Consider the following 25,436-nt stretch of genomic DNA (forward strand, 5'->3'; position numbering starts at 1 on the left):
AATGACAACGCACGACGGACGATCAAGGGAGCAAAAGAATGCCAGACACGCTCAAGCAAGCAGAGGCCGGATGGGATAGCCTTGATCGCCTGAAATTCGCCGATGAGGAAGCCCTGGTCGCCGACCTTCTGAAAGCCTTGCCGCTTGATGAGCGCGCCCGCACGGCTGCGGTCCGGCGCGGACGGGAGCTTGTCAGCTCTGCGCGGGCAGCTGGCCGGCCGAAAGGGATGATGGAGAGTTTTCTCGAAGAATTCGGGCTTTCCAATGCCGAGGGGCTTGCGCTCATGTGCCTTGCAGAGGCCTTGCTGCGCGTGCCGGATGCCGAGACGCGCGACGATCTCATCGCTGAAAAAATCCGCTCCGGGGACTGGGGCTCGCATTCCGGCCAGTCCGATAGCTGGCTGGTCAACGCCTCCACCTGGGGGCTGATGCTGACCGGCCGGGTCATCGGTCCGCCAAGCGACGCGAAGAAAGGCCCATCCACCTTCCTGTCGAATCTGATCCGCGAAAGCGGTGAGCCGGTCATCCGCACGGCCATGATGCAGGCAATGCGGATCATGGGCGAGCAATTCGTGCTCGGCCGGACCGTTGACGAAGCCCTGAAGCGCGGGCGCAAAAAGGTAAAGGCGGGCGAGGCGGCCAATTTCAGTTTCGACATGCTGGGTGAAGGGGCCCGCACCAAGGAAGATGCCGAGCGGTATTTCACCTCCTACATGCAGGCCATCGAGGCGGTCGCCGCTGATGGCGATGCGTCTTTCGCGCCCGAAGAAAAGAACGGCATTTCCGTCAAACTGTCGGCCCTTCATCCGCGCTATGAGGCGGTCAATGAAGCGCGCGTGCATGCCGAGCTCTATCCCCGCCTGCTGGCGCTTTGTGAGGCGGCGGCCAAGGCCAATATCAATCTCTGCCTGGATGCTGAAGAAGCCGACCGGCTGGTCATCTCGCTTGAGATTCTGGAGCGTCTCATGCGGGAGCCTTCCCTGAAGGGCTGGGCAGGGCTGGGCCTTGCGGTCCAAGCCTATCAGAAGCGGGCGCTTGAGGTGATCGAGAAACTGTCACGCCTCGCCGGCGAGACGGATATGCGGATCATGGTGCGGCTGGTGAAGGGCGCCTATTGGGACACCGAAATCAAGCATGCCCAGGAAGAGGGTATGGTGAACTTCCCGGTCTTCACCACCAAGCCCGGTACCGACATCAACTACCTCTCCTGCGCGCATGCGCTGCTGCAGGCGAGTCCGCGCATCTATCCGCAATTTGCGACGCATAATGCCCATTCGCTCGCGACCATTCTGATGATGGCCGAGTCCGAAGGCGTCACAAATTATGAGTTCCAGCGCCTGCATGGCATGGGCGAGCCGCTGTATGGCGCTGCCGACAAGGCCGACAAGGTGCGCGTCTATGCGCCGGTCGGGGCACATAAGGATTTGCTGCCCTATCTGGTCCGGCGCCTGCTGGAGAATGGCGCGAATACGAGCTTCGTCCATTCCTTCCTCGACCCGGATGTCCCGGTCGAGAAGGTGGTGGACGATCCGATTGCCAAGGTTGAGGCAGGCCCCCGCCGCCATCCGCGTATTCCAACCCCGCCGCGCCTCTATGGGCCGATGCGGCGCAATTCGATTGGTGTTGACCTCTCGCAGGCAAGCGAGCGCAAGGTTCTGGAAGAGAATGTGGAGCAGCTGCGTCAGGGCAGCGCGCTCGTTTCCGGCCCGATCATTTCCGGTAAGCCGAAGACAGAGGGGGGCGCGGAGGTCTTCGCACCGGCCGATACCTCCCGCCGCCTTGGCACCGTCCTTGAGGCCAGCGAATCCGATGCGGATGCCGCCCTGAATGCAGCGGTCGCTTTTCAAGGCGAATGGGACGCGCTGGGCGGTGCAAAGCGGGCAAAAATCCTTTCCGATATGGGCGATGCGCTTGAGTCCAATATGGACCGGCTTGTCGCCCTGATGGCCGAAGAGGCGGGCAAGACATTTGGCGACGGTATCGCGGAAGTGCGCGAGGCGGTCGACTTTTGCCGCTACTATGCAATCCAGGCCGAAGAGCATTTTGAAGGGGCGACCCGCCTTCCGGGGCCGGCCGGCGAGACCAATCATATTTCGCTTCATGGCCGCGGCGTCTTTGCCTGTATCTCGCCCTGGAATTTCCCGCTGGCGATTTTTACCGGCCAGATCACCGCGGCGCTTGGGGCAGGCAACACCGTCATTGCCAAGCCCGCCGAACAGGCGCCGATCATTGCCTATGAAGCGGTCCGTATCTTCCAGTCGGCCGGCCTGCCGGGCGATGCGCTGCACCTTCTGCCCGGGCGGGGCGAAACGGTCGGCGCCTATCTGACCCGTGATCCGCGCGTGAAGGGTGTCTGCTTTACCGGCGGGACCGACACGGCGCGTCTCATCAACCGGACGCTGGCAGAGCGGGAGGGCGCGATCATCCCGCTCATCGCCGAAACGGGCGGGCTGAATGGCATGTTCGTCGATACCACGGCCCTGCGCGAACAGGTGATCGACGATGTCCTTGTCTCCGCCTTCGGCTCAGCCGGACAGCGCTGCTCGGCGCTGCGGCTTCTTTTCCTGCCGCGCGCAACCGCTGACTTCCTGCTGGAAGGGCTGAAAGGGGCGATGGACGAGCTGCAGATCGGCGACCCCGGGGAGGCGGATACCGATATCGGTCCGGTCATCGATGGCGAAGCCTGCGGAATGCTGAACGATTATCTCGCGCGCATGAAGGGCGAGGCAGAGCTTATCAAAACGCTTGAGGCACCGCAGGGCGGGCACTTCTTCGGCCCCGCCATCATCGAGCTGTCCTCCATCGACCAGATCGAGAAGGAGACCTTCGGCCCGGTCCTGCATGTCCTGCGCTACGATCCCGACAATATCGCAGAGGTCGGGGCGCAGCTGGAGGCCAAGGGCTATGGGCTGACCCTCGGCGTGCATTCGCGTCTGGAAAGCTTCGCCGGGAAGGTCCGTCAGGCTGTCCATGCCGGCAATACCTATGTGAACCGGTCGATGACCGGCGCTGTGGTTGGCGTGCAGCCCTTCGGTGGGGAAGGCCTTTCTGGCACCGGCCCCAAGGCGGGCGGGCCTCACTATATGCTGCGTTTTGGCACAGAGCGTGTGGTGACAGTCGACGTGACGGCACAGGGTGGCGATCCGGAACTGCTCAGTCTATAGACTTGTCTATTATCCAGAATGGGAATGGTGGGGATGAAGCAGAGCTATTTGATCGCCTTCGGCGCCCTCCTGCTTGCAGCCTGTGGCGCAGAACAGGCTGAAGAGGCCGAAAGCGTCCGCGTTTCTGCGCTTCCCCGGCCTGAGCAGCCGGCCGGAAACGGCTTTTCCAGCCCGGGCGAGGGGATCGCCATCGTCAATGGCAGCCAGGCTGCTTCGATCGACATCAGCCTGCCCGCCAATCTGGACGAGCTTGATGAGGCATTGGCGAAGACCCTTCGCGAGCGCGTAAATGCAGGGCAGGCCGGCTTCCTTGAGGCCGCCCAGAATGACCGGCGCGCGGCGGAGAATGGCGACTATGACTTCAAGCCGCATTCCCTGACCGTGAGCTGGGAACAGGTTGGCCCTGAGGATGGCATGCTGCGCTCCTTCCTTGGCGTGTTCGCGGCCTATACGGGCGGGGCCCATCCAAACTACACCTTTGAGGTGCTGAACTGGGATAGCAAAAAGGGCACCGAGGTCGGCTTTGCGGATCTCTTCGCCGATCCCGAAGAGGCGCGCCAGATCATGCGTGCCTCGCTTCAACCCAAGCTGATGGAAGCCAAGCGCGAGCGCCTGAATGGCTTCGATGCCAGCGATGAGCAGATTCTCGATACCTGGGTGCGGCCAGCCTTTGAGGAGAATGCCAGCGTCTATGAGAACTTCACCGTGGCCCCAGGGGGCAGCGACGATCTCGCAGGCGGCATGATCTATCATTTCGCGCCTTACATGGTGGGCTCCTATGCGGAGGGCGCTTACGAAATCGGGGTGCCGGCGTCTGTCTTTGAGGCAGAGTTGAAGCCGCGTTACCGCGAGGCGTTCGATGGGGACGTCACAGAGCTGACGCCGCCGCCAGCCCCGTAAGGGTGGTCTAGCGGTCCGGCTTCACCAAGGTGCAGCCAAGACCGTTTTTGTAGACCGCTGTCGCGCTGACGATGCCGCCCAGAACACTGGCGCGGATCGCGTTCTCTTTCTCGGTGAAGCTGACGGCGCTCACATCCTCCGTGAAATCCTGCATGCAGCTTTCCATCGGACGCTCTGCGACGAAGCGGCAAGAGCAGACCATCTTGGCGCCATAGGGCGTCGCAACACGGGCGAGGTCGACCTGGTCCTTGATCAGGAACTGCCAGGCAAGAATGGCGGCGACGCCCAGCATGATGATGATGACGATCGCGGCTTTGACGAGTTTCATGCTCTGCCTCTAAAGCTATAGGTCTGATCGTTACGGAGCGCGCCGATGTTGTTCAAGTCTCTCCTCGTTTCTGTTCTCTGCGCGATGGGCCTGCAGGCTTCGGCGCAGGACCTCGTCCCGTTGCCCACGCAACCGGAGGGGCTGGCATGGCCGACGGAGAGCTGGCCGGAAGGTGAGCTGCCTGAGGAGACGCGTGACGACCTTCAGCTTCTCGTCCAGGAGGCGATGAACCGGGATCAGGGCCAGGAAATGGGCAAGACGCGGGCCATCGTGATCATTCATGAGGGCCGCCTCGTCTTTGAAGCCTATGCTGAGAATTTCGGGCCGGACACGAAACAGGTCTCCTGGTCCATGGCCAAGTCGATCACGTCGGCGCTTGCGGGCCGCGCGGTAATGCTGGGTCTCATTGAGGATATCGACACCCCGATGCCGAGCCCTTTCGCTGCGGATGACCCGCGGAGCGAGATCACCTGGCGCCAGTGGCTGACCATGACGGACGGGCTCGACTATCTGGAAATCGGCTCGACAGGTCTCATGGATAACGATGTCGTCCAGATGATGTACGGGCCGGGCCGGTTCGATGTGGCACAACATATAGTGGATGAGTTCGAACTCGCGCACGATCCGGGAGCGGTATGGAATTACTCGACAGCGGGCTTTCACCTGATCGCAAGGGCGCTGCAGGAGGTGACCGGCGCAGAGGATGAAGCCGGTTTTGCCCGCACGATGGATGAGATGCTCTTCGAGCCAATCGGCATGGAGGCCGTCCCGGAGTTCGATGCGGCCGGGACTTTCCTCGGCGGGTCGCTTGTCTGGGCGTCGGCGCGCGACTTTGCCAAGTTCGGTTATCTATATCTCCGCGGTGGAGTGTGGCAGGGTGAGCGCCTCCTGCCGGAAGGCTGGGTGGATTTCTCCCGCCGTGACCCGGCCTCGACGAAGGCCAATGTCTATGGGGCGGGCTGGTGGCTGGGCGCGGACCCTGATCCGGTGCCGGAGGGCCAGGCCGCCACCACACCGCCCTTTGATGCCTTTTCCGCGCAGGGCCATGAGGGCCAGACCATCTGGGTCGTGCCGTCAAAAGATCTCGTGATCGTGAGGCTCGGTATCATGCCGAATGGCGGCAATAATTGGCCGGCTCTCTATGAGTGGAATCAGTCCATCGCGCGGTTGTTTCCCGATGCCGAGCCTGAGGTGTCTTCAGCCCCCTGATTCGAACCGTCGAACGTGTTTTATCGGTCCCGCACTTATCGTCTTGCGGAAAGACCGGGCGGGGCCTGACTCGATGAGGGCCGGGCCCGCAAAACTTTCCGCATGCGAAACGAAAATAACAGCCAGCCGCTGAACGCTTTGTGTGACGGGGGTTGCGGACAGGATACCCACCATTCACCACAGGAATTCCACGACAATGAGATCAAAACCGGCAGACTCCCCATTGACCAAGCCTTAACCTTAGGAACACTATATCTAGTATTGGGACTGGGCAGAAGCACCGCATATGGCGCTTTGGGAGCCGAACCCCCATATATCACGGGCCGATTGAGAGGAATGACACCATGTCTGCGAGCACTGTTGCCACCAAATCCAGCGCCGCTCTTCGCCGGGGCAAGCCGAAGGGGCAGATGCGTCCGGACCTCAAGGTTGTCAGCGAGATCGAGATCGAGATTGACGAGTCGCGCGACGCCCTGCTGACCGAGTTTGGCAAGAAGACCCTCGAGGACCGCTACCTCCTGGCTGGTGAGACCTATCAGGGCATGTTCGCCCGCGTCGCGAAGGCATTCGCCGACGATCAGGACCACGCCCAGCGTATCTACGATTACATTTCCCGCCTCTGGTTCATGCCGGCGACGCCCGTCCTCTCGAATGGCGGGGCCGACCGTGGCCTGCCGATCTCGTGCTTCCTCAACCAGGTTGGCGATTCGCTTGACGATATCGTCGAGACCTGGACCGAGAATGTCTGGCTCGCCTCCAATGGTGGCGGCATCGGTACCTATTGGGGCAATGTCCGCTCTATTGGTGAGAAGGTCGGCCAGAATGGGCAGACCTCCGGCATCATCCCCTTCATCCGCGTGATGGACAGCCTGACGCTCGCCATCAGCCAGGGCTCGCTACGCCGTGGCTCGGCCGCCTGCTATCTCGACATCCATCACCCGGAAATCGAGGAGTTCCTGGAAATCCGCAAGGCGTCCGGCGACTTCAACCGCAAGTCCCTGAACCTGCACCATGGCATCAACATCACCGATGAATTCATGGAAGCGGTGCGCAATGACGAGGAGTTCGGCCTGCGCTCGCCGAAATCCGGCGAAGTGCTGCGCAAGGTGAATGCCCGCAAGATCTGGCAGAAGATTCTTGAGCTGCGCATCCAGACCGGCGAGCCCTATCTTCTGTTCACCGATACGGTGAACAATGCCATGCCGGCGCACCAGCGCAAGCTCGGCCTGAAGGTTCATCAGTCGAACCTTTGCTCGGAGATCACCCTGCCGACCGGTGTCGACCAGAATGGCGAGGACCGCACGGCGGTCTGCTGCCTCTCCTCGGTCAATGCCGAGAAGTTCATGGAATGGTCCAAGGATGAGCGCTTCCTGGAAGACATTTTCCGCTTCCTGGACAATGTGCTGGAGGACTTCATCCAGCGCGCGCCGAACGAGATGGCCCGGGCTGTCTATTCGGCCAAGCGTGAGCGCTCTGTCGGCCTCGGCCTGATGGGCTTCCACTCCTTCCTGCAGACGATGAATGTGCCGATCGAAAGCGCGATGTCGAAGGTCTGGAACGAGAAGATGTTCAAGCACATCCGCGCGGGCGCCGACCAGGCGTCGGTGAAGCTCGCCAAGGAGCGTGGCCCCTGCGAGGATGCGCGCGAGGCTGGCATGATGGCCCGCTTCAGCCACAAGATGGCCGTGGCGCCGACCGCGTCGATCTCTATCATCTGTGGCGGCACCTCTGCGGGCATCGAGCCGATCCCGGCCAATGTCTACACCCACAAGACGCTCTCAGGCTCCTTTACGGTGAAAAACCCGCAGCTGGAGCGCGTGCTGGAGCAGAAGGGCGAGAACATAGACGAGGTCTGGTCCTCCATCCTGGAGAATGAAGGCTCGGTCCAGCACCTCGATTGCCTGGATGAGCATGAGAAGGGCGTCTTCAAGACCGCCTTCGAGCTTGACCAGCGCTGGATCATCGAGCTTGCCGCAGACCGCACCCCCTATATCTGCCAGAGCCAGTCGCTCAACGTCTTCCTGCCGGCCGACATCAACAAGTGGGACCTCCACATGCTGCACTGGACGGCCTGGGAAAAGGGGCTGAAGTCGCTCTATTACTGCCGCTCCAAATCGGTCCAGCGCGCGAGCTTTGCGGGCGCCGCCGACAAGGAAAAGACCACCGGCATGGATGTGCCGAACACCGACTATGACGAATGTCTCGCCTGCCAGTAGGCGCGGCGTACATCTGAGGGGATGTAGAAAACCCCGGCTCCATCAGGGGCCGGGGTTTTGCATTTTTGGGGCCTTATTCGACTCTTCGAAAGAATCGGGGAAGTATCAACCAAGCCTAATCAACTATGAGATGTTCTAGACTAGTTCTTATTATGCCATGAACCCAGAGGATTATTTTCGCGAATTGCACGCTTATGAGCTAGAGCGGCGAGAGCGTTTCAATGAGCTCCTTAGCTTGCCTCTTGGAATAATTACGCTCACTGGCGGTGCGCTTTATACCCTAGCCTCGAATGTAGAACGCTTCGATAACGCGTACGAGTATCTTTCGATCGGTGTTGTCGGCGTAGGGGCTCTGCTCCTTATCGCGGCTTGTTATGAGCTATGGAAAGTCGCGATAAATAAGGGTTACTGTTTTCCAGCTCACGCCGATGAGCTTCACAAATATCAGTCGGAGGTGAGGAAGTACGAGACCGACACCTCTAATGCAGAACACGAATTTTCGTCTTTTTTGACGAGAGAGTTCGTCCGTTGCGCTTCTACGAATGGAAGGATCAATGACAGGCGCTCCGAGCATCATCATAAGCTAAAGAAGAGAATGATATTGGCGCTCGCCACATTGGGTGTGGCCGGAACAGTGCAGATCGGCTTGAGCTTAGTGAATAATAGTTAGAGAGATTGTCGCATGGCAGAAAACCCGAAATCACCGCCTCCGCCTCCGCCTCCGCCACCACCGGCTGAGACAACCAATCAGCGCCCGCAAGAGCCACCGGGGCGTGTAGTCAAAGACGGAAACAAGCCCTCTAAGCGGGACTGATCGTTGCGGTGCCTTTTGATAGTTATGCCCGCCGTCAGCCGCAATTAGCAAAATATTGCCTGCCAATAGTCTCCAGCCCTAGGGGCACGAGAAAAAGCCCCGGCTCAGCGATGAGCCGGGGCTTTTGTTGGGGGCGTTCCAACTTTGCCGATCATCCCCGCGAAGGCGGGGATCCCGGAAAGGCTGGGCGCAGCGCCTGGCTCACCAGACCCCCGTCTTCGCGGGCGAGGTCGGTGATGATAACCAAGTCTAGAATACAATCCTCACACCGCCGCGGATATTGCGGCCGGGGGCTGGTACGGTGTCCTTCAGCACAGAGGTCGCATAACGGACTTCCTCATCGGTGACGTTGCGGGCTTCGAGGAAGAGTTCGGTGCCCTCGCTGCCAAAGCCGACATCTGCGAGCGAGAAGGCCCCGCGCAGATCGAGCGTGGTGTAGCCATCTGTCGGCAGCTGGCCTTCGCCCGGATCATCCTGGTCGCCGGCCACGGTCACACTTGCTCCCGCCTTCCAGAGGCCCCAGTCGCCATCGAGCGAGGCATTGAAGGTCGTCGGTGGCAGCAGGGGTACATCGCCGCCGCCATCAATGTCGGAGCTGACAAAGTCGACATTGGCCTCAGCGCGCCAGTCTGCGCCCAGCGGGCCATCCTGAAGCGTGTAGTCGGCATAGATCTCGCCGCCCGTAAAGCTCGCATCCTGCTGGACGAAGAGATAGACCGGAAGCTCGTCAATCTCGTCGACAAGGACGTCGTCCTCCAGCGTCTGACCCGGTGTGAGGTAAATGAAGCCATCAAACTCTGTGTGGAAGAGGTTGGCGCCGATGCCGAAGCCATTATCGCCGCGCCAGCGGACGGTGCCCTCGAAATTGACCCCGCGCTCCTTGTCCAGATCCGCATTGCCGACTTCATACTGTTCGGTGGCAAGGTGGGCGCCATCTGCAAAGAGTTCGCTCTCATTCGGCGCACGCTCGGTCAGGCTGACCTGACCGCCGACGAACCAGCCATTGTCCCAATGCTGGTGGAGGCCGAACGAGCCGGAGAACAGGTCGAACTCGCGGGTCCCGAAGCGGGCATTGTCCAGCTCGGTCGCATCATAGCGAAGACCGCCCTCGACACCGAAGCCATTATCCCATTCGCGTGTCTGATAGAGGAAGACGCCCGTAGAGGTCGTGTCGGTTTCGGTGATGAAGGCTTCGTCGCCAAAGGCATCCAGCGTCTTGTCGAGTGCCTGGAGGCCAATTGCGCCTTCCCACTCACCGACGCTGGTTCCGACTTCAAGCCGGCCTTCGGTGCCCTCGCTCTCATAGCGCGTGCCGGGCTCACCCGGAGCCTCGAACTCGGTGTGCTCATAGTTGGCGATGGAGACGTTCCCGGCAATGCGGGTGAAGGGGCCGTAGTCGAGATCGGCACCTGCGCGGAAATCATAGCGGGTCTGTTCGAGATCAATGAAGGGCTGCTCTTCTTCATGCCCTTCTTCGTGACCCTCTTCCTCCTCATGGTCCTCGCCTTCATGCTCTTCACCTTCGTGACCGTGCGCGTGGCTATGTCCCGGCAGGCCGTAGGTTGAGGTCTGGCGGCGGATGGCGAGGCCCGCAAAGGCGCCGTCACCGACCCATGAGAGACCACCGGCAAAGGACTCGGTCTCTACAAATGAGTTCTCCAGTGTGTCGCGGACTTCCTCGCCTTCATGCTCATCGTGGTCCTCGCCCTCTTCTTCTTCATGCTCATGATCATGCTCTTCAGATGCGCGAAGGCGTGAGGATTCCGCAAAGCCGGGAATGTCGTAATCATCGAAGTCGCGCGCAGAGGCAGAGAGCGACAGCACGAAAGGCCCGGTTGTGAAGCGGCCCTTGACGGCGCCTTCTTCTCCATCGCTGACGCCGTTGAGGGCGCCATAGGCCTCGCCGGAGACCGGCTCGTCCGGCAGTTCCTCGACAATTAGGCCGTCGATGACGTTCACAACACCGCCAATCGCCTGGCCGCCATAGGCAAGGGCCGCCGGGCCGCGAAGGATCTCGATTTTCTCCGCATCGATACCGTCGGAGGCGACCTGGTGGTCCGGCGATGCTGCGGACGCGTCAATCACACCAATGCCATTGGTCAGCACCAGAACGCGCTCGGCGCCGAGGCCCCTAAGGACAGGCCGGCTGGCCGCCTGGCCAAAATGCGTCGTGGAGACGCCGGGCTCGCTGTCGAGCGTGTTGCCGAGCGAGGCCTGGAGTGTCTCGACAATCTGGTCGCGGGTGACAACCGAAGCGTTGCCGATCATCTCATCGGTGTCGCGTTGCGGCCCGACACCGGAGACGATGACCGTCGAAAGGCGTTCGGGTGCGTCGGTCTCGGGCGCTGAGGCAGCGTTCTGGGCGAAGGCGATAGGGCTGGCGCCCATGAGCAGGGTCGCCGCAAGCGTGCGGCGCAGGATTCTGGAAGTCATGTCTGGGTATTCCCCTCAATCAACAGGTATATCGCCCAGCCGGAAGCGCGGTGCTCCGCAGGCCGGGCAGCGTCAGTGTCTACCGGTTGAGGAAAGGGGGACTTCGTGGGGGTGGGGCGCGGCCGGGGGGACGCGACCAGGGTCTGAAGTCGAGGGAGGGTTGCTGCGTGACAGTGAAGGCAAGCGGGGGCCTGGGCAGGGCGGGTGTCGTTGGCAGAGGCACAGCCTGCGGGGCGACCGCATGGCCCAGATCGCAGGCAACGCCGTAGTGCTGGTGCGGGGCATCGCCGTGCGCAGCAGCATCGTAAAGCGCGGCGCCCTGAACCCATAGAAACAGGGCCGCCAGAAGAGCTTTGCCTAGGAAAGGAGACCGGAACCATGCCATATTGTTACCTGATAACAAAAATATCCGGGCTCTCAAGCGCTATGTTCAGGTGCGGGGGGCCGCCAGCTGTATCTGTAGCGCGCACTACAGTCCGTTCAGAAAAAATCCGCTTGGCCCGGGAACAAGTTATGCGTGTATCGCTTTTTCTGCTTGTAGATTTAATGATTTTTCGGAAACATCCTGTGAAGTCCGTTATCGGTATGGTAGGCTAAACGGGGTTAGTGCCCTCTCAGATTGAGTGGGCCGTGGGGAAAGGTTTGATGATGATCGTTGCGATTTCATCCCTTCTAATTCTTGGGTGCCAGGGCTGTTCACAGGCCCAAGGCGCGCAGAACGACTCCCTGGCGGGTGAAATCGACTACCGGCTGGGGCAGACTGAGGACAAGGCGGGCCCGCCGCGCCTGGCGGCTGAGACGAATTTCTCCTTTCGTCAGGCCGACACAATGAACGCGCCGGAGCTCGCCCTGCATCAGCCGGATCACAATTCCGGCCTGCGGTCGTATGAAGCCGTTGGCGTTCGGACGTTTAACGACCGGACGCGCGTGCCGACCTCGCCTGCCGCGATCAGTTCCCAGCGTATGCGCGCGGCTGCCTCGGTCGTGCAGCCTGTCCGTCAGATCAGAGACTTCGATGCGCAGGTCGCGATCTCCGCGCCAACGGAATCCACTGGTTTCGGTTTCGATGTGGGCGTTGTGCCCCGGATGAGCGTCTCCAAGGATGGCCCCTTCAAACAGCGCAGCGTCGGCGGTGAAATTCGTATCGGCCAGAATTTCGACAAGCGCGACATGGGCGCCTATGCTGGCAGCTGGTACCTGTTTGCCGGGGCGGACGGCGAAGCGCTTGTCTATGAACCCGATGGGGAGCGCAATCTCACCAATCGCATGGGCCTTCGCAACCAGGTTACAGTCGGCGACATGCAGGCAGGCGTGTCGTTCACCAGGGGTAGCGGCCAGCTCTCGTTGAGCTATATCCACCGCGAAGTGGAATATAATGAGCGCGGGCTTAATGGTCAGAAGGCCGCCGAGGACTTTGCCGGCGTGAGCTTCACGCTCCGCCGCTAGACGCGACCGCCATTGCGCGAGCAAGCGCTGAATTTCTGCCTTCTTTTCGTGATTTTAAGCTGACGCCCCCACGTCCGCTGCGCTATTCGGCCGACGTGTCCTCCAGCCAGCGGTCTTTTCATGCGTGCAGTCTGTGCTCTCTTCCTCGTTCTCGTCTCGGTCTGGGGCGCGTTTCCCGCGCTGGCGCAGGAGCCGCAACCCGATAGAGAGAAGACCGGGACGCGCTCGCACACCCGCGGGGTCTGGTCGGTGACATCGGAGAACGATCTTTTCGGCGGAACCGACAGAAATTACACCAATGGCATTCGAATCGAGCGTGTCTCACCTGAAGATCGTGTGCACCCCGCTCTCGACTGGGCGGCGCGGAACGTGCCGGTTCTGGACCTTGAGCGCCGCAAGCTGCGTCAGGGGATTGCCCTGTCGCACGCCATCTTCACGCCTGCTGATACCTCAGTGAGGATCCCGGACCCCGATGACCGGCCCTATGCGGGCTGGCTCTACATGTCGGGCACGGTGGTGGCGAGCGACGAGAATATTCAGGATATCCTGCAGGTTAATCTCGGTGTTGTCGGGCCGCTGGCGCTTGGTGAGTTCGTGCAGACCAACTGGCACGATCTGATCGATGAGGCCAAGCCAAAGGGTTGGGACTCCCAGCTTCGCAATGAGCCGGGAATCGAGGTGATCGCCCAGAGAATGGCGCTTTATGAAGGCCCCCATCTGCCGCTTGGGCTTGAAACCGACTACGGCATTCATGCCGGGGCGGCGCTTGGCAATGTGCGCACCTATGGCGCAGCTGGCGTCACGGGTCGGATCGGCTGGGATCTTGGGTCGGATTTCGGCCCGCCCCGCATCCGTCCGGCCCTTTCAGGCGCCGGCACCTTCTCACCGGGACAGCTTCTGGGAGCCTACCTCTTTGCCGGGGTGGAAGGCCGTGTGGTTCTGAGGGACATGTTCCTGGATGGCAATGCTTGGCGCGACAGCCCGCGAGTCTCTGACAGGAACAAGCTGGTCGCCGATGCGCAGGCAGGCGCCGCCGTGCATATCAGCAATGTCCAGATCGCCTTCACCTATGTCCACCGGACAGAGGAGTTCCAGCGCCAGGATGGGCCCCAGCGCTTCGGCGCGGTCTCAATTTCCATTGCCTATTAGGGTGTTGCGCGGATAGGCGCGGCAATTGTCCACAGTTACCCATTCCTTGTGGAAAATGACCTTGGTCTGATGTATATATCTTGCGCGCAAGCGGCGCATTTGGCACTATATATAGTGTTCACGATAGAAGGGGCAGACCTATGGCAGACGGAACCGTACACATCCCGGGACTTCTCACGCCGAGCAAGGCGTACAAGCCTTTCCGCTATCCGTGGGCGTATGATTTCTGGAAGATCCAGCAGCAGGTCCACTGGCTGCCGGAAGAAGTCCCGCTCGGCGAGGACTGCAAGGACTGGTCAAACAAGCTCACCGACAAGGAGCGTAATCTGCTGACGCAGATCTTCCGCTTCTTCACCCAGTCGGATGTCGAAGTCGGCGCCAACTATATGGAAAACTACATGCCGCTCTTCAAACCGGTTGAAGTGCGCATGATGCTTGCCTCTTTCTCCAATATGGAGACCGTGCATATCGCGGCCTACGCGCTGCTGCTTGAGACGATCGGCATGCCGGATTCGGAGTTCTCCGCCTTCATGGAATATGAGGAGATGGCGGCCAAGCACGACTTCCTCGGCCAGTTCGGCGTGGAGACCGAGCGCGATATCCTGACCTCCATGGCTGTCTTTGGCGGCTTCACCGAAGGCCTGCAGCTCTTTGCGTCCTTTGCGATGCTGATGAACTTCCCGCGCTTCAACAAGATGAAGGGGATGGGGCAAATCGTGTCCTGGTCGGTGCGCGACGAGTCGCTGCACTGCGAAGGCATGATGAAGATGTTCCACACCTTTGCGGAGGAGACGGGCGCACTGACCAAGGCGGTAAAGGATGACATCGCCGATTGCTGCAAGACAACGGTCGCGCTGGAAGACAAGTTCATCGAACTCGCTTTCGAGGCCGGCGAGGTCCAGGGCATGACGCCTGAGGACATCAAGCAGTATATCCGCTACATCGCCGACTGGCGCATGGGCCAGCTCAAGCTGGACCCGATCTATGGGGTCGAGAAGCACCCGATTCCGTGGCTGACCGAGATCCTGAATGGCGTCGAACATGCCAACTTCTTCGAAGCGCGCGCGACCGAATACTCCAAGGGCGCAACGCGCGGCGACTGGCATGGCGATGAGGGTGTCTGGTCGATGTTCGACAAGCAGCGCCGCACCGTCGCGGCCGGATAAACCGTACGAGTAGACCTGCCGCCTCCTGCTGCAATTGATGCAGGAGGCGGTTTTATGTAACAGTTTCAAGACACTGGCGTTGATCGACCTTTAAGAAAGAGCTGTTATGCCCTTGCGTCTCAAGGCGTAGGGGTTGCGGTATGCTGGCTGCGGAAATCGAGATTGAGCGGGCTCCGGTCGTTACTGATGAGGAGCTGTGCAAGTCTGTCGATGAAATTTTCCGGAACATGCCGCTTTTGCGTGCCGTCGTGGTCGTCGACAATGAGATGAAGCCTGTCGGCCTTATCCCGCGCAGCGACTTTCTGCTCCAGCTCTCCCAGCGTTTTGGCCGCGCCCTCTATGAGAACAGGCCGGTTGCCAGCCTCATGCAGGCCGAGCCGCTGATCGTCCCTGTCAACGAACCCTTCGAGGATTTCGTCCGGGCCCAGTTCCTCACGGGCGAACATGAGGTCCAGGACATATTTGTCCTCACCGATGATGAGGGCCATTATCGCGGGATCAGCAACGGCCGGGCTGTGATGAAGGCGCTTCTGGATGCCCAGAAAATCCTGCTGGCGGACCTCTCTTCGAGCCGTGAGCAGCTGGTCATCGCCAATGAGCAGCTTGGACAGGAAGTAAGTGTGCGCCGCGCCGCCGAACGCGAGGCCATCAACGCCTCCCACCGTGACCCGCTGACCGGCCTGTTCAACCGGGCGCCCATGGTGCGGAATATCGACGAGCTCATTGAGGACGAAGCGCCTTTCGCGCTCATCTTCATTGATCTGGACGGCTTCAAGACGCTGAACGACGTCTATGGTCACCTAGCGGGGGATGAAGCGCTGCGCACAGTCGCAAGGCGTCTGGGGGAGCTTGAAGAGGGGGTCACCTGCGCGCGTTTCGGCGGGGATGAGTTTGCTGTCATCCTGCCGAAATCCGCCTCTGCCGAAGCGCCCGAGATCTATGCGCGGAAACTGCACGGGGCCATCACGGAAAGTTTCGAGTTTGACGGCCGCTACCTTCGTATAGGGGCCTCGCTCGGATTGGCGCTCTACCCGGACAATGCGACGCTCTCGAACGACCTGCTTCAGGCGGCCGACATGGCGATGCTCCGCGCGAAGCGTGAAGGTGGTGGGCTGCGCAAGTATGACCGGTCGGTCGATGCAGGCTCGACCAGCCGCCGCGCACAGCTGCAGGCCCTTACGGCAGCGGTCGGCGAACAGGAGATTGAACCCTATTTTCAGCCCATCGTGGACCTGACGACCCGCCAGCCCATCGTGCACGAAGTCCTGGCGCGCTGGCCTTCTGGTGGCGACCCGCTTGGCCGGCCTGATAACTTTATCGCGCTGGCAGAGCGCGAAGGCCTGATCGATGACCTGTTCTGGCTGGTCTTCGCCAAGGCATGCAATGGCGTGAGAAGGGCCGAAGTCCGGACCCGGCTGGCTTTCAATGTGTCAGCCAGACAGCTGCATAATGCGAGCTTGCCCGAGCGGCTCCTGCGGGAAATTGACCGTCAGGGCCTGCGACCGGAAGACATTGAGGTGGAAGTTACCGAGACGGCGATGATCGCAAATGAGAAACTGGCGGCCGCTGCGCTTCGCAAGCTTCGTCAGGCCGGCGTGCAGATCGCCCTGGACGATTTCGGCACTGGCTTTTCGTCTCTGGCGCTGCTCCACAAATTCCCGTTCGACAGTTTGAAGATCGACCATTCCTTTGTCAGCCGGATGACATCGGAGCGCCGCTCGCTCGACATCGTCGCCTCAACGCTGCTGATGGCCGAGCGGCTTGGCCTGAAGACGGTGGCAGAAGGCGTTGAGGATCAGGCAACGCTCGACTGCCTTGCCGAGATCGGCTGCAATATGGTGCAGGGTTACTATCTTGGCCGTCCGGCCCCGACGCTTCTGCAAACGGCGAGTGGCAGCCAGAAGATATGTCAGGTCGCGTAAGCGGCCCTCGCAGCAGCCTCTATTCGGCCGCTGTTTTCTCCGTCTTCGACGAACCGGCATCATCGCCAGTGGTCTCTTCCGCGTCTGCCTTGCGACGACGTCCGCGAGCGAGGGTCGACATGACGCCGGCCGCTTCCTCACCCTGTTCGGCGTCCTGATCGGCTTTCTTGCGATAGGTGCGCCGTTTGGGCTTGGCTTCCGCCTTTTCGTCACTGGAGGCGGATGACTTGTCGTCGCCTGCGTCCGCGTCGATGACCTTCATCGGATCATCTTCACTCTGCTGCTTGGGCTTGCGGCCGCGGCGCGGCTTTTTCTCGTCATTACCGCCCGACTCATTCTGATTGTCGTTGTTGTCAGACTTGTCCTTGCCGGACTTCCTGTCCGACTTGTTGTCGGAGCGGTTGTCATTGCGGTCATTGGAGGAGTTGTCGCCGCGATTATCCGATTCATTGTCCGACGAATTGTCATCATTGTCGTCGGAATCATTATCGTCATTCTTGTTGCGCGGCTTGTCCTTCTGGAAGCTCGCAACGATGCGCGCATAATGCTCGGCATGCTGATAATGCGCCTCGGCTTTCACCCGGTCGCCTGCGGTCATCGCGTCGCGCGCATATTGCTGGTACTTGTCCAGAATCTGCTGCGCGGACCCGCGAATTTTCACGTCGGGGCCGGTGCTCTCATAGTGACGGTTCGGATTATTGTTGTTGCCACCTGAACGGCGGCCGCGTCCGCGCTTGCGTTGCATACGCTAAATTCCTGATCCCATTATGTCCGTTATCCAGACCCTGTGCGTCTCATCCCGGTTTGGGTTATCTCGGTGATGTTGCGCTTACTCGTGGCGGGGCTGTGATAATGTCATCAGCCTCCTGCCCGACACCAGCCTTAGCGTGCATTTCCCGCTTCGCCAAGCCCCTAGCTGTGGATCAGCGCCGGGCGGTTACAACCCTGTCACGCTGGCCGGTATCCTGAGCCACGGAAATGGCCTCAAACCCCGCCATTTCAAGCAGTTTCCGCACCTCGTCTGCCTGATCGAACCCGATTTCGAAGACCAGCCATGCGTCCTTCTTCATATGTCTTGCGGCCAGGGAAATGATCTCGCGATAGGCGTCGAGCCCGCTTGTGCCCCCGTCGAGCGCGCTGTGGGGCTCATACGCCTTGACGCTGGTATCGAGCGTCCCGATGACATCGCTTCGGATATAGGGCGGGTTGGAGATGATGAGATCCATCTCGTCCCAGCCCTCCCATTCGGCCCAGCCGAGGGCCAGCATGGCAGCGCGCGCCTCCAGCCCGTGTGTTCGGACGTTCCGTCGGGCCACCTCAACCGCGCCAGCCGAGCGGTCGATGCCAACGCCTGAGAGGCCCGGTTGCTGTTTCATCAGCGCGATCAGAAGACACCCGGTTCCGGTGCCGAGATCTGCGACCTTCGCTTCGCGGCCAAGAGGCAGACGCGCCAGAGCCTCGTCGACCACGACCTCGCTGTCGCCGCGCGGGATCAGCGTGTCCGGTGTGCAGGCAAAGGCGAGCCCACAGAACCAGGCTTCCCCGGTGAGGTATTCATAAGGTTCTCCGCAGGCCCGCCGTTCGACGGCGTCAAAGAACGCCTCGCTTTGACCATCGCTCATCAGGTCGTTCTCGCAATTGATGAGCTGCGTGGCCGTCAGCCCGCAGACATGCTGCATCAGGTGGCGCGCCTCCCGGCCCGGACGCTCCAGGCCGACCGATTTCAGCCTCGCGGCCGCGATGGTGAGCTGTGTCTGGAAGGTCCGCGCCTCATGCATTCTCGTCCATCGCCGCCAGCTTGCGGGCCTGGTCTTCTGCGATGAGCGAGGTGATCACCTCGTCCAGCTTGTCGCCGGCAATGATCTTGTCGAGCGAATAGAGCGTCAGATTGATCCGGTGGTCGGAGACACGGTTTTCCGGGAAATTATAGGTGCGCACCTTCTGGGACCGGTCGCCGGAGCCGATCTGGTCCTTGCGCGCCTCGGCGCGTGCGGAGTCCTTCTCCTCGCGCTCGCGCTCATAGAGGCGGATCTTCAGCTGCTCCATCGCCTTTTCACGGTTCACGTGCTGGGACTTTTCAGAGCTCGTCGTCACGATCCCGGTCGGCAGGTGGGTGATGCGAACGGCCGAGTCCGTTGTATTGACGTGCTGGCCGCCAGCGCCGGAGGAGCGCATCGTGTCGATCCGGATGTCTTCCTGGCGCACTTCGATCTCAATATTTTCAGGCGCGGGCAGGACGGCCACGGTTGCGGCCGATGTATGAATGCGCCCGCCGCTTTCTGTTTCCGGCACGCGCTGGACCCGGTGCACACCGCTTTCCCATTTCAGCCGGCCGAAGACGCCGTCGCCTGAAATGGTTGCGATGATTTCCTTATAGCCGCCGACATCGCCTTCGGAAACGGAGATGACCTCCACCTTCCAGCCCTGAAGCTGGGCATAGCGCGAATACATGCGGAACAGGTCGCCCGCGAAAAGGGCTGCTTCGTCGCCGCCCGTGCCGGCGCGCACTTCCAGAACGATGTCAGCCTTGTCGTCGACATCCTTGGGAATGAGCAGAAGCTGGACCTCTTTCTCCAGGGCGGGCAGGCGCTCCTTGATGTCGTAATATTCGTCGCTGGCGAGTTCGGCCATTTCCTTGTCAGGCCCGTCCATCATCGCCTCGGCGTCCTTCAGTTCTGTGCGAAGGTCGAGGAGGAGTTTGGCCTTGTCGGCGACGGGTTTCAGGTCAGCATGTTCTTTCGACAGCGCCACGATCTCGTCGCTGTCCGTCGTCGCGCCCATACGCGCTTCAACTTCGTCAAAACGGTCGATGACCTGTTCAAGCCGGGAGTGAGGGATAGATGCCATGGGCCCGCATCTATCCCGGAATGTGTGGCGGGGGAAGCACCCTGCCGCCGTTCACCCGCAGCTTTGCCTAAAGCAACAGGCGCAGAACTTCCTTGAGTGCCATGGCCATGAGAACAAGCGTGCTGAGCGCGAAGACAAGGAAGCGCTGTTCCACCTTTGAGGACAGGACCTGTATGAAGGAGTGAATCACACGCAGAATCACATAGGCCCAGGCAAGATACATGAAGACATTATCGCCGCCGCCTGTGAGCGCGGCAAAGAAGACGAGCGCGTAGAACAGCGTCGGCTGCTCGTGCAGATGGTTGTAATTGTCGGCGACGGACCGGACGCTGGCGGGGATTCTCGCATTATAACCGGCGTCGGGATGGCGCGCCTCATTGGGCTCGATGCCGGCCTTCTGAAAGGCTGGCAGGCGTGTGGCATACATCCAGACGAACATGACAAGCGTCCAGACAATGAGCGCCAGAACTGGCAAAAGGTCTTCGGTTTGAAATAGCATGAGTGCCCTCCCTCATTTTGTTATGGGGAAAGACTATCCTCATTCGCCCGGTCCGGCATCTCATTTCCCCGCGGCAGGGCGGCGTCGAGGAAAGCAAGGAAAGCGTCGATATCGCGCTGGGTGATCGAGTGCCCGCCTGGCCGCAGGAAATAGCTCAGACGCGCGGCCGGATCGAAATCCTGCATGCCGGACTGGTCCAGCCCATCCGTGCCATAGAGTTCATAGACGCGGTCCGCCGCCTCAGCCATGCGATAGGTCGAGTTGGGATCGGACCAGACATCACGCCTTCCATTGCCGAGCAGCATCGGCGTTGGCGCGACGAGGGCGATGAACTGGTGCTGGTCGACGGGGAGGTCTTCGGTCCGACCTGCATAATCTGCAAAGGCCGGCGCGAACCAGTGCGGATAACCCGGCATCTGAAGAAAGCCCAAGAGGTCGGCGCCGTCGACCATCCGTTCTACGGTTTCTCCGGTTTGCGACCGTGATGAGGCGGCTCCGCCAAAGCCAGACTGGTGCGACACCACAGCCGCAATCCGCCTGTCATGAACCGCCGCAACCATTGCCGACTTGGCGTGGCGCGAATGGCCGAGAACCGCGACGCGAGCGCTGTCGATGGCCGGATCATCTTCAAGCACATCGATAATGGCTGAAAAGCCGAAGGCCCATCCCGCAAGTGTACCGGTCGGTGCGGTGACGCCTTCGCCCGCCATGGCCTCCATAATGGCTCTCGCCTCTTCCTGGCGGTCAGGAATGAATTCGCCCGCCTGCCAGGTCGCATAGCCATAGCCATGGGCGAAATACTGCTCGATGGGCACAAGCGCGATGAACTCCCCGAAGATCGCCTCGATGAAGCCGGGCACGCCCTCATGATCTGCGCAATCACCGCCATCCGGGGCGGTCAGCGGTGCACCGGGAAAGGCGCCGCAATTGCTGGCAAAGGTCTGGCTGATAATGAGAGGGACCGGGCGATCGCTCTTCGGCAGGGCAAGCGCGACGTGAAAGCTGCGTGCGCCCTTGCCGGACCCGACCCGTATCTTCAGCTCCTCAAGCGTGCCGCGCCCGCCGGCCAGCGTGTCATCCACCATTCGCCGGCCGACAAGCTGGACATCCTGCCCCTCCGGCCACGGCCCATAGACCAGCGCCTCAAATGTCTGCACCAGCCCTTCGCGCCCAGCCTCCCATTCTGCAAGCGAGGCGGCGTCGATCTCAGGGCGCGCGTCCGGCTTGTTGCCGACTTCCAGGCTCGCATAGTTCAGGCCGAGCATGGTGCAGTTCGTCATCAGGAAGAGAAGGATGGCGAGCACAATCAGTCGAAACGTCCAGCCGGCAACTCCAAGAATGATTTTCACGCAGGACGCCCTCCGGGTCGATGCCAAATCCCTAACAGCGAAACGGCGTCTGCCAAACAGGTAAGTGGACAGGGAGAACGGGCATCTTCGACTGTCGCCTGAGGTCTGGCTCCGCGGTGGGCGGGACGATCTGTTTCCATGCCCTTTCGTCCCTCCGGGGTCGCGTCGTATGGCAGGCGGGATGAAACTCTTCCTGTTTCTTCTCTTGTCGGGATGTCTGGGGCTCAGCGCAGGCGGGGCGTCCGCTCTCTGGATGGGCGGCTTGACGCGGTCGGGGCCTCAGCTGGGAGATGCTGTCCGAATAAATGGGTGGACCAGCGACTGGTCCATCGGCGCGGAGGCCGCCAACCCCTATGTTCGCGCCCGCGTCGCCCGGTTCGGCCTGCTAGCGCTGCGCAGGGAAGAGGCGGTCTATTTCACCACGGCCCGCGACAAGGATGGCAAACGTCTTAGCGACCGTTGCATCTATCAGGTCACGGGCGGGACCATGCCGTCCGACTGGTGGTCAATCACGCTCTATGACCGTGACAGCCGTCTGCCCATGAATGAGGACGGGGCCCTTTCCTTCGACGCGACTGATGCGGCGCGAACGGGCACAGGCGGTGCCTGGAGCTTTCGTGTCAGCCGGGACCAGAACGGCCATCCCGATGAGCTGTGGGTGTCGAGCCGCAATGCCGGACGCTTCGATCTGACCCTGCGTCTATATCTGCCCTCCGATGCCCTGCTGGAACACCCTCAGGCCACGCTCCAGCCACCGGTGGTCGATGAGCTTTATTGCGACGAGGCTGCCTGATGCACTGGACCGCCGCCGCCGCCACTTTTCTTGTCATGGCCCTGATCGGCCATCTCGCCATTCTCAACTCGATCCCGACCCGGATCATGGCGGCCGCGCAGGACAGGATGGTCGAGCGCGGTGTGGGGATGTACCGATGGGTCGCAGCTGACCGTATGACGCCGAAGAGCCAGACCATTGTTCGCCCATCGCCAGATCTTGCCTATGCCATCTGCCGTTTCGACGTCGCTGACGGGCCGGTCCTGCTGACGGCACCGGTTTCGGACACTTATGGCTCGCTTTCGATTTTCGATGCCCGGACGAACAATGTCTTCGTTGCCAGCCTTCAGAAGGGCAGCGATTTCAACGGGGTGATCGTCCATGCGCCGGGCGAGAGGCCGAACGACACCACCCGGCAAGCGCTTGCCATGGGGGGAAGGGGGATCGCGCTGATCCGGCGTCTGGCGCCTGATGAGGCCACCCACGGGGCCGCAATGCAGCTTGTCGATCAATCGGCATGCGAAAGATTCAGGACCGCTGAGCCCTAGACGAGTCTCGAATTCGGCCTTCTGAAGGGGTGCCGCTCAATCATGGTAGCGGTGGCAACGGTGATAATCATCGCGCTGGTTCGTGTCGTAGGCGGGCTCACGCTGCCAGCAATTGCAGTCTGCGTCCCAGGTAAAGCCCTCCCCCTTGCCATTTACCTTGAGGCTGGAGGATGTCATCGACCCGTCCGACGTATCGCCGAACATGTCGGCATAGCCGTCACCATTGGTGTCGCACTGGTAGAGCGTGCCCGAATTGACGCATTGATTGTAGCCGGTGCGAAGATCGCCCGTGCCGCCGATCCGGTAGGGGCTCTGATAGGGCGAGCCATAATAGCCGGCAGAATTGTAATTGGTCTGCTGGAGATCGTAGGAGGCCTGCGCCAGCCCCTGCGAAATCGCCTCAAGCTCGCCTGTCGTGCAGGCCGCTGCGCTGAGCGCCATCGCAGCGATCCCCACCTGCATAATCTTGCGCATGTCCTGTCGTCCCACTCAGCCTGCGTTTCGGCCAATGTTCCTAGCGCAGTGAAGATGAACAGAAGCCAACAGATTTCCCGTGCTGGAAAATATTCCGTCAGGCAGAAACCCTTATACCGGGGGCGGCAGCCAGACTTTCAATGGCACGTACTCGGATCAGGATAGCGGGTATAATGCTGGCTATCAGGGGACGATGCCGCAGCCAGCCTATCGCCCGCCGACGTCGAACGAGCCACGCTGCTATAATCAGGGCGATGGCACTGAAAGGTGCTTTTACGACTGAGGTCTGAGCCTACTCGGCAGCGACAGTTTCATCCGCCTCGCGCTGGGCTTTCAGTCGCTCGGCCTTCTTCTCGACCAGCTCGACAATGTGTTCGACCATGTCGGCATTGGAGACGTTGTGATCCGGGCGCCCGGAGACATACATCTTGCCGCTTTCCTTGCCGCCGCCGGTAAAGCCGAGATCGGTCATCGCCGCCTCGCCGGGGCCGTTGACGACACAGCCGATAATCGACAGCGAGATGGGTTCTGAGATGTGTGCGAGCCGGTCTTCCAGCGTCTCCACCGTCTTGATGACGTCAAAGCCCTGACGCGCACAGGAGGGGCAGGCGATGATATTCACGCCGCGGGTGCGCAGGCCGAGCGATTTCAGCATGTCGAAACCGACCTTCACCTCCTCGACCGGGTCTGCCGAGAGCGAGACACGGATCGTGTCGCCAATCCCCATCCAAAGCAGATTGCCCATGCCGATGGAGGATTTGACGGTGCCGGTGCGCAGGCCGCCGGCTTCCGTAATACCAAGGTGCAGCGGTGCATCGGTAGCCTCGGCAAGCTGCTGATAGGCTGCCACGGTCAGGAACATGTCTGACGCCTTCACCGAAATCTTGTAGTCGTGAAAGCCCAGATCATCGAGGATCCGCGCATGGTCGAGCGCGCTTTCCACCATCGCGTCCGGGCAGGGCTCGCCATATTTTTCCAGCAGATGGCGCTCCAGCGAGCCGCCATTCACGCCGATACGTATAGAGCAGCCATTGGCGCGCGCCGCATTGACGACTTCCTTGACGCGCTCCTGGCTGCCGATATTGCCGGGATTGATCCGCAGGCAGGCGGCACCTGCGTCCGCTGCCTCAATGCCGCGCTTGTAGTGGAAATGGATGTCAGCGACGATCGGCACTGGGCTGTTCCGGCAGATTTCCGGCATGGCCGCTGTGGCTTCCATCGTGGGGCAGGAGACGCGCACAATGTCAGCCCCCGCTTCGGCGCAGCGCTCGATCTGGGCAATCGTTGCGGCTGCATCCTCTGTCGGCGTGTTGGTCATGGTCTGAACGGCAATGGGGGCGTCCCCGCCGACCTCGACCGGACCGACCTTGATCTTTCGGGACTTGCGCCTGTCTATCGACCGCCAGGGCCTGACCGGATTGTGGCTCATCGCTCTACCTCAATAGGCCGCTCTTCGCCTTCTATGTGGTCAATCATCATGGCGAGGTAAAGGCAGGACGCTGAGATGGACCGCGCGCAGGGCAGCCGCGACGTTTCAAATTTCACAGACCCGCTGAACGCGGTTGAAACTACAACCGGCTAGCACAGGTGATGTCGGTTTCCGCCATTTCACGTTGCTATCAGGTAGTTTCATGTTCTCACCCATCTGTCCCGGTCTTCTGGCCCCCAGGCTGATGCAGCGCTTGCGCGCATGGGCGGGCGACAGGCGGGGCGTCGCGGCTGTCGAGTTCGCGATGATTGCCATGCCGTTTTTCTTCCTGATTTTCGGCCTTCTGGAGATCTGCGTGATCTTCATCATGTCATCGGTCCTGGAGCACGGCCTTAACGAGGCAGCCCGGGGCATTCGCACCGGCCAGCTGCAGGCCACTGAGGACTTTGACAAGGCCGCCTTTGAGAAAGTGCTATGTGCCGAGGTATTCGATCTCTTCGCCTGCGAAGGCAAGGTTCAGCTCGATGTGAAGACCTTTGACGACTTTGCCTCGACCTCCAATCCATCCGCCATCGATGAGGATGGCAATCTGGATACCGAAGACTTCGGGTTCGACCCGGGCGGATCAAACGACATCGTCGTTGTGCGCGCCTTCTATGAATGGGACCTGATGACGCCGCTCCTGAGCGCGCCGCTGGCCAATCTCAGCGGCAACCGCCGGCTTCTCCAGTCGACCGTCGTTTTCCGCAACGAGCCCTTCGGAGACTAGAG

20 protein-coding genes are annotated in these 25,436 nt (G+C 60.9%); 11 read left to right on the forward strand and 9 right to left on the reverse strand.

Annotation, left to right across the window (positions count from 1 at the left end; translation table 11 throughout):
- Positions 1 to 38: 38 nt before the first annotated feature.
- On the forward strand, positions 39 to 3,164 hold the full coding sequence (gene putA / locus ABNU55_RS05365; RefSeq protein WP_290750417.1) for a bifunctional proline dehydrogenase/L-glutamate gamma-semialdehyde dehydrogenase PutA: 3,126 nt from the start codon (positions 39 to 41) through the stop codon (positions 3,162 to 3,164).
- 33 nt (positions 3,165 to 3,197) lie between these two features.
- The gene (locus ABNU55_RS05370; protein WP_290750420.1) at positions 3,198 to 4,064 is read left to right on the forward strand and encodes a DUF3298 and DUF4163 domain-containing protein; all 867 of its coding nucleotides are present in this window, start codon (positions 3,198 to 3,200) and stop codon (positions 4,062 to 4,064) included.
- Between the two features lie 7 nt (positions 4,065 to 4,071).
- Here the strand turns inward: ABNU55_RS05370 and ABNU55_RS05375 are convergent, their stop codons facing one another.
- Positions 4,072 to 4,392: a hypothetical protein gene (locus ABNU55_RS05375; RefSeq protein WP_290750422.1), complete on the reverse strand. Its 321-nt coding sequence runs from the start codon at positions 4,390 to 4,392 to the stop codon at positions 4,072 to 4,074.
- A gap of 45 nt (positions 4,393 to 4,437) precedes the next feature.
- Between ABNU55_RS05375 and ABNU55_RS05380 the strand changes: the two genes are divergently transcribed.
- Both ABNU55_RS05380 and ABNU55_RS05385 read left to right on the forward strand, forming a co-directional pair.
- Positions 4,438 to 5,601 (forward strand): serine hydrolase, encoded by a 1,164-nt coding sequence (locus ABNU55_RS05380; protein ID WP_290750425.1) that lies wholly within the window; start codon positions 4,438 to 4,440, stop codon positions 5,599 to 5,601.
- A gap of 410 nt (positions 5,602 to 6,011) precedes the next feature.
- A complete protein-coding gene (locus ABNU55_RS05385; protein WP_348764264.1) occupies positions 6,012 to 7,817 on the forward strand; it encodes a ribonucleoside-diphosphate reductase subunit alpha in 1,806 nt (601 codons plus the stop codon).
- Between the two features lie 1,063 nt (positions 7,818 to 8,880).
- On the opposite strand, the gene ABNU55_RS05390 is transcribed toward ABNU55_RS05385, so the two are convergent.
- Positions 8,881 to 11,064 (reverse strand): TonB-dependent receptor, encoded by a 2,184-nt coding sequence (locus ABNU55_RS05390; RefSeq protein ID WP_290750429.1) that lies wholly within the window; start codon positions 11,062 to 11,064, stop codon positions 8,881 to 8,883.
- Positions 11,065 to 11,709: 645 nt separating this feature from the next.
- Here ABNU55_RS05390 and ABNU55_RS05395 point away from each other — a divergent pair.
- The 4 genes from ABNU55_RS05395 to ABNU55_RS05410 all read left to right on the forward strand — a co-directional run bounded on the left by ABNU55_RS05395 (position 11,710) and on the right by ABNU55_RS05410 (position 16,747).
- A complete protein-coding gene (locus ABNU55_RS05395; protein ID WP_290750433.1) occupies positions 11,710 to 12,510 on the forward strand; it encodes a lipid A-modifier LpxR family protein in 801 nt (266 codons plus the stop codon).
- A gap of 120 nt (positions 12,511 to 12,630) precedes the next feature.
- A complete protein-coding gene (locus ABNU55_RS05400; RefSeq protein ID WP_290750435.1) occupies positions 12,631 to 13,659 on the forward strand; it encodes a lipid A deacylase LpxR family protein in 1,029 nt (342 codons plus the stop codon).
- Positions 13,660 to 13,799: 140 nt separating this feature from the next.
- The gene (locus ABNU55_RS05405) at positions 13,800 to 14,825 is read left to right on the forward strand and encodes a ribonucleotide-diphosphate reductase subunit beta (RefSeq protein ID WP_290750438.1); all 1,026 of its coding nucleotides are present in this window, start codon (positions 13,800 to 13,802) and stop codon (positions 14,823 to 14,825) included.
- A 140-nt stretch (positions 14,826 to 14,965) separates the two neighbouring features.
- Positions 14,966 to 16,747, forward strand: a complete 1,782-nt coding sequence (locus ABNU55_RS05410) for an EAL domain-containing protein (RefSeq protein WP_290750441.1) — start codon at positions 14,966 to 14,968, stop codon at positions 16,745 to 16,747.
- Positions 16,748 to 16,766: 19 nt separating this feature from the next.
- On the opposite strand, the gene ABNU55_RS05415 is transcribed toward ABNU55_RS05410, so the two are convergent.
- The 5 genes from ABNU55_RS05415 to ABNU55_RS05435 form a co-directional block, all read right to left on the reverse strand.
- Complete coding sequence (locus ABNU55_RS05415; protein WP_290750443.1) at positions 16,767 to 17,492, reverse strand: DUF4167 domain-containing protein; 726 nt, start codon at positions 17,490 to 17,492, stop codon at positions 16,767 to 16,769.
- 178 nt (positions 17,493 to 17,670) lie between these two features.
- A complete protein-coding gene (prmC, locus tag ABNU55_RS05420; RefSeq protein WP_290750446.1) occupies positions 17,671 to 18,525 on the reverse strand; it encodes a peptide chain release factor N(5)-glutamine methyltransferase in 855 nt (284 codons plus the stop codon).
- Positions 18,518 to 19,594 (reverse strand): peptide chain release factor 1, encoded by a 1,077-nt coding sequence (prfA, locus tag ABNU55_RS05425; protein WP_290750449.1) that lies wholly within the window; start codon positions 19,592 to 19,594, stop codon positions 18,518 to 18,520. Before prfA ends, prmC begins: the two co-directional genes overlap by 8 nt.
- Before the next feature lie 67 nt (positions 19,595 to 19,661).
- On the reverse strand, positions 19,662 to 20,093 hold the full coding sequence (locus tag ABNU55_RS05430) for an MAPEG family protein (RefSeq protein WP_290750452.1): 432 nt from the start codon (positions 20,091 to 20,093) through the stop codon (positions 19,662 to 19,664).
- A 20-nt stretch (positions 20,094 to 20,113) separates the two neighbouring features.
- The gene (locus ABNU55_RS05435; protein ID WP_290750454.1) at positions 20,114 to 21,442 is read right to left on the reverse strand and encodes a hypothetical protein; all 1,329 of its coding nucleotides are present in this window, start codon (positions 21,440 to 21,442) and stop codon (positions 20,114 to 20,116) included.
- A 181-nt stretch (positions 21,443 to 21,623) separates the two neighbouring features.
- Here ABNU55_RS05435 and ABNU55_RS05440 point away from each other — a divergent pair, with 181 nt between their 5' ends.
- Both ABNU55_RS05440 and ABNU55_RS05445 read left to right on the forward strand, forming a co-directional pair.
- Positions 21,624 to 22,235, forward strand: a complete 612-nt coding sequence (locus ABNU55_RS05440; RefSeq protein WP_290750457.1) for a DUF1214 domain-containing protein — start codon at positions 21,624 to 21,626, stop codon at positions 22,233 to 22,235.
- Positions 22,235 to 22,762 carry a DUF1254 domain-containing protein gene (locus ABNU55_RS05445; protein ID WP_290750459.1) on the forward strand — a complete coding sequence of 176 codons (528 nt, stop codon included), beginning with the start codon at positions 22,235 to 22,237 and terminating at the stop codon, positions 22,760 to 22,762. The genes ABNU55_RS05440 and ABNU55_RS05445 overlap by 1 nt, the downstream gene beginning before the upstream one ends.
- 36 nt (positions 22,763 to 22,798) lie before the next feature.
- On the opposite strand, the gene ABNU55_RS05450 is transcribed toward ABNU55_RS05445, so the two are convergent.
- Both ABNU55_RS05450 and ispG read right to left on the reverse strand, forming a co-directional pair.
- Positions 22,799 to 23,236, reverse strand: a complete 438-nt coding sequence (locus ABNU55_RS05450) for a hypothetical protein (RefSeq protein WP_290750461.1) — start codon at positions 23,234 to 23,236, stop codon at positions 22,799 to 22,801.
- A gap of 292 nt (positions 23,237 to 23,528) precedes the next feature.
- Complete coding sequence (ispG, locus tag ABNU55_RS05455; protein WP_290750464.1) at positions 23,529 to 24,665, reverse strand: flavodoxin-dependent (E)-4-hydroxy-3-methylbut-2-enyl-diphosphate synthase; 1,137 nt, start codon at positions 24,663 to 24,665, stop codon at positions 23,529 to 23,531.
- 202 nt (positions 24,666 to 24,867) lie between these two features.
- On the opposite strand from ispG, the gene ABNU55_RS05460 reads away from it, so the two are divergent.
- A complete protein-coding gene (locus ABNU55_RS05460) occupies positions 24,868 to 25,434 on the forward strand; it encodes a TadE/TadG family type IV pilus assembly protein (RefSeq protein ID WP_290750467.1) in 567 nt (188 codons plus the stop codon).
- Positions 25,435 to 25,436 lie beyond the last annotated feature (2 nt).

The organism is uncultured Henriciella sp. (assembly GCF_964005855.1).
GTDB lineage: Bacteria > Pseudomonadota > Alphaproteobacteria > Caulobacterales > Hyphomonadaceae > Henriciella.

Bases quoted from the DNA above. Each gene is read 5' to 3' on its own strand.
- putA (WP_290750417.1), top strand. From the start codon at position 39: ATGCCAGACACGCTCAAGCAAGCAGAGGCCGGATGGGATAGCCTTGAT.
- ABNU55_RS05370 (WP_290750420.1), top strand. From the start codon at position 3,198: ATGAAGCAGAGCTATTTGATCGCCTTCGGCGCCCTCCTGCTTGCAGCC.
- ABNU55_RS05375 (WP_290750422.1), bottom strand. From the start codon at position 4,392: ATGAAACTCGTCAAAGCCGCGATCGTCATCATCATCATGCTGGGCGTC.
- ABNU55_RS05380 (WP_290750425.1), top strand. From the start codon at position 4,438: ATGTTGTTCAAGTCTCTCCTCGTTTCTGTTCTCTGCGCGATGGGCCTG.
- ABNU55_RS05385 (WP_348764264.1), top strand. From the start codon at position 6,012: ATGCGTCCGGACCTCAAGGTTGTCAGCGAGATCGAGATCGAGATTGAC.
- ABNU55_RS05390 (WP_290750429.1), bottom strand. From the start codon at position 11,064: ATGACTTCCAGAATCCTGCGCCGCACGCTTGCGGCGACCCTGCTCATG.
- ABNU55_RS05395 (WP_290750433.1), top strand. From the start codon at position 11,710: ATGATGATCGTTGCGATTTCATCCCTTCTAATTCTTGGGTGCCAGGGC.
- ABNU55_RS05400 (WP_290750435.1), top strand. From the start codon at position 12,631: ATGCGTGCAGTCTGTGCTCTCTTCCTCGTTCTCGTCTCGGTCTGGGGC.
- ABNU55_RS05405 (WP_290750438.1), top strand. From the start codon at position 13,800: ATGGCAGACGGAACCGTACACATCCCGGGACTTCTCACGCCGAGCAAG.
- ABNU55_RS05410 (WP_290750441.1), top strand. From the start codon at position 14,966: ATGCTGGCTGCGGAAATCGAGATTGAGCGGGCTCCGGTCGTTACTGAT.
- ABNU55_RS05415 (WP_290750443.1), bottom strand. From the start codon at position 17,492: ATGCAACGCAAGCGCGGACGCGGCCGCCGTTCAGGTGGCAACAACAAT.
- prmC (WP_290750446.1), bottom strand. From the start codon at position 18,525: ATGCATGAGGCGCGGACCTTCCAGACACAGCTCACCATCGCGGCCGCG.
- prfA (WP_290750449.1), bottom strand. From the start codon at position 19,594: ATGGCATCTATCCCTCACTCCCGGCTTGAACAGGTCATCGACCGTTTT.
- ABNU55_RS05430 (WP_290750452.1), bottom strand. From the start codon at position 20,093: ATGCTATTTCAAACCGAAGACCTTTTGCCAGTTCTGGCGCTCATTGTC.
- ABNU55_RS05440 (WP_290750457.1), top strand. From the start codon at position 21,624: ATGAAACTCTTCCTGTTTCTTCTCTTGTCGGGATGTCTGGGGCTCAGC.
- ABNU55_RS05445 (WP_290750459.1), top strand. From the start codon at position 22,235: ATGCACTGGACCGCCGCCGCCGCCACTTTTCTTGTCATGGCCCTGATC.
- ABNU55_RS05450 (WP_290750461.1), bottom strand. From the start codon at position 23,236: ATGCGCAAGATTATGCAGGTGGGGATCGCTGCGATGGCGCTCAGCGCA.
- ispG (WP_290750464.1), bottom strand. From the start codon at position 24,665: ATGAGCCACAATCCGGTCAGGCCCTGGCGGTCGATAGACAGGCGCAAG.
- ABNU55_RS05460 (WP_290750467.1), top strand. From the start codon at position 24,868: ATGTTCTCACCCATCTGTCCCGGTCTTCTGGCCCCCAGGCTGATGCAG.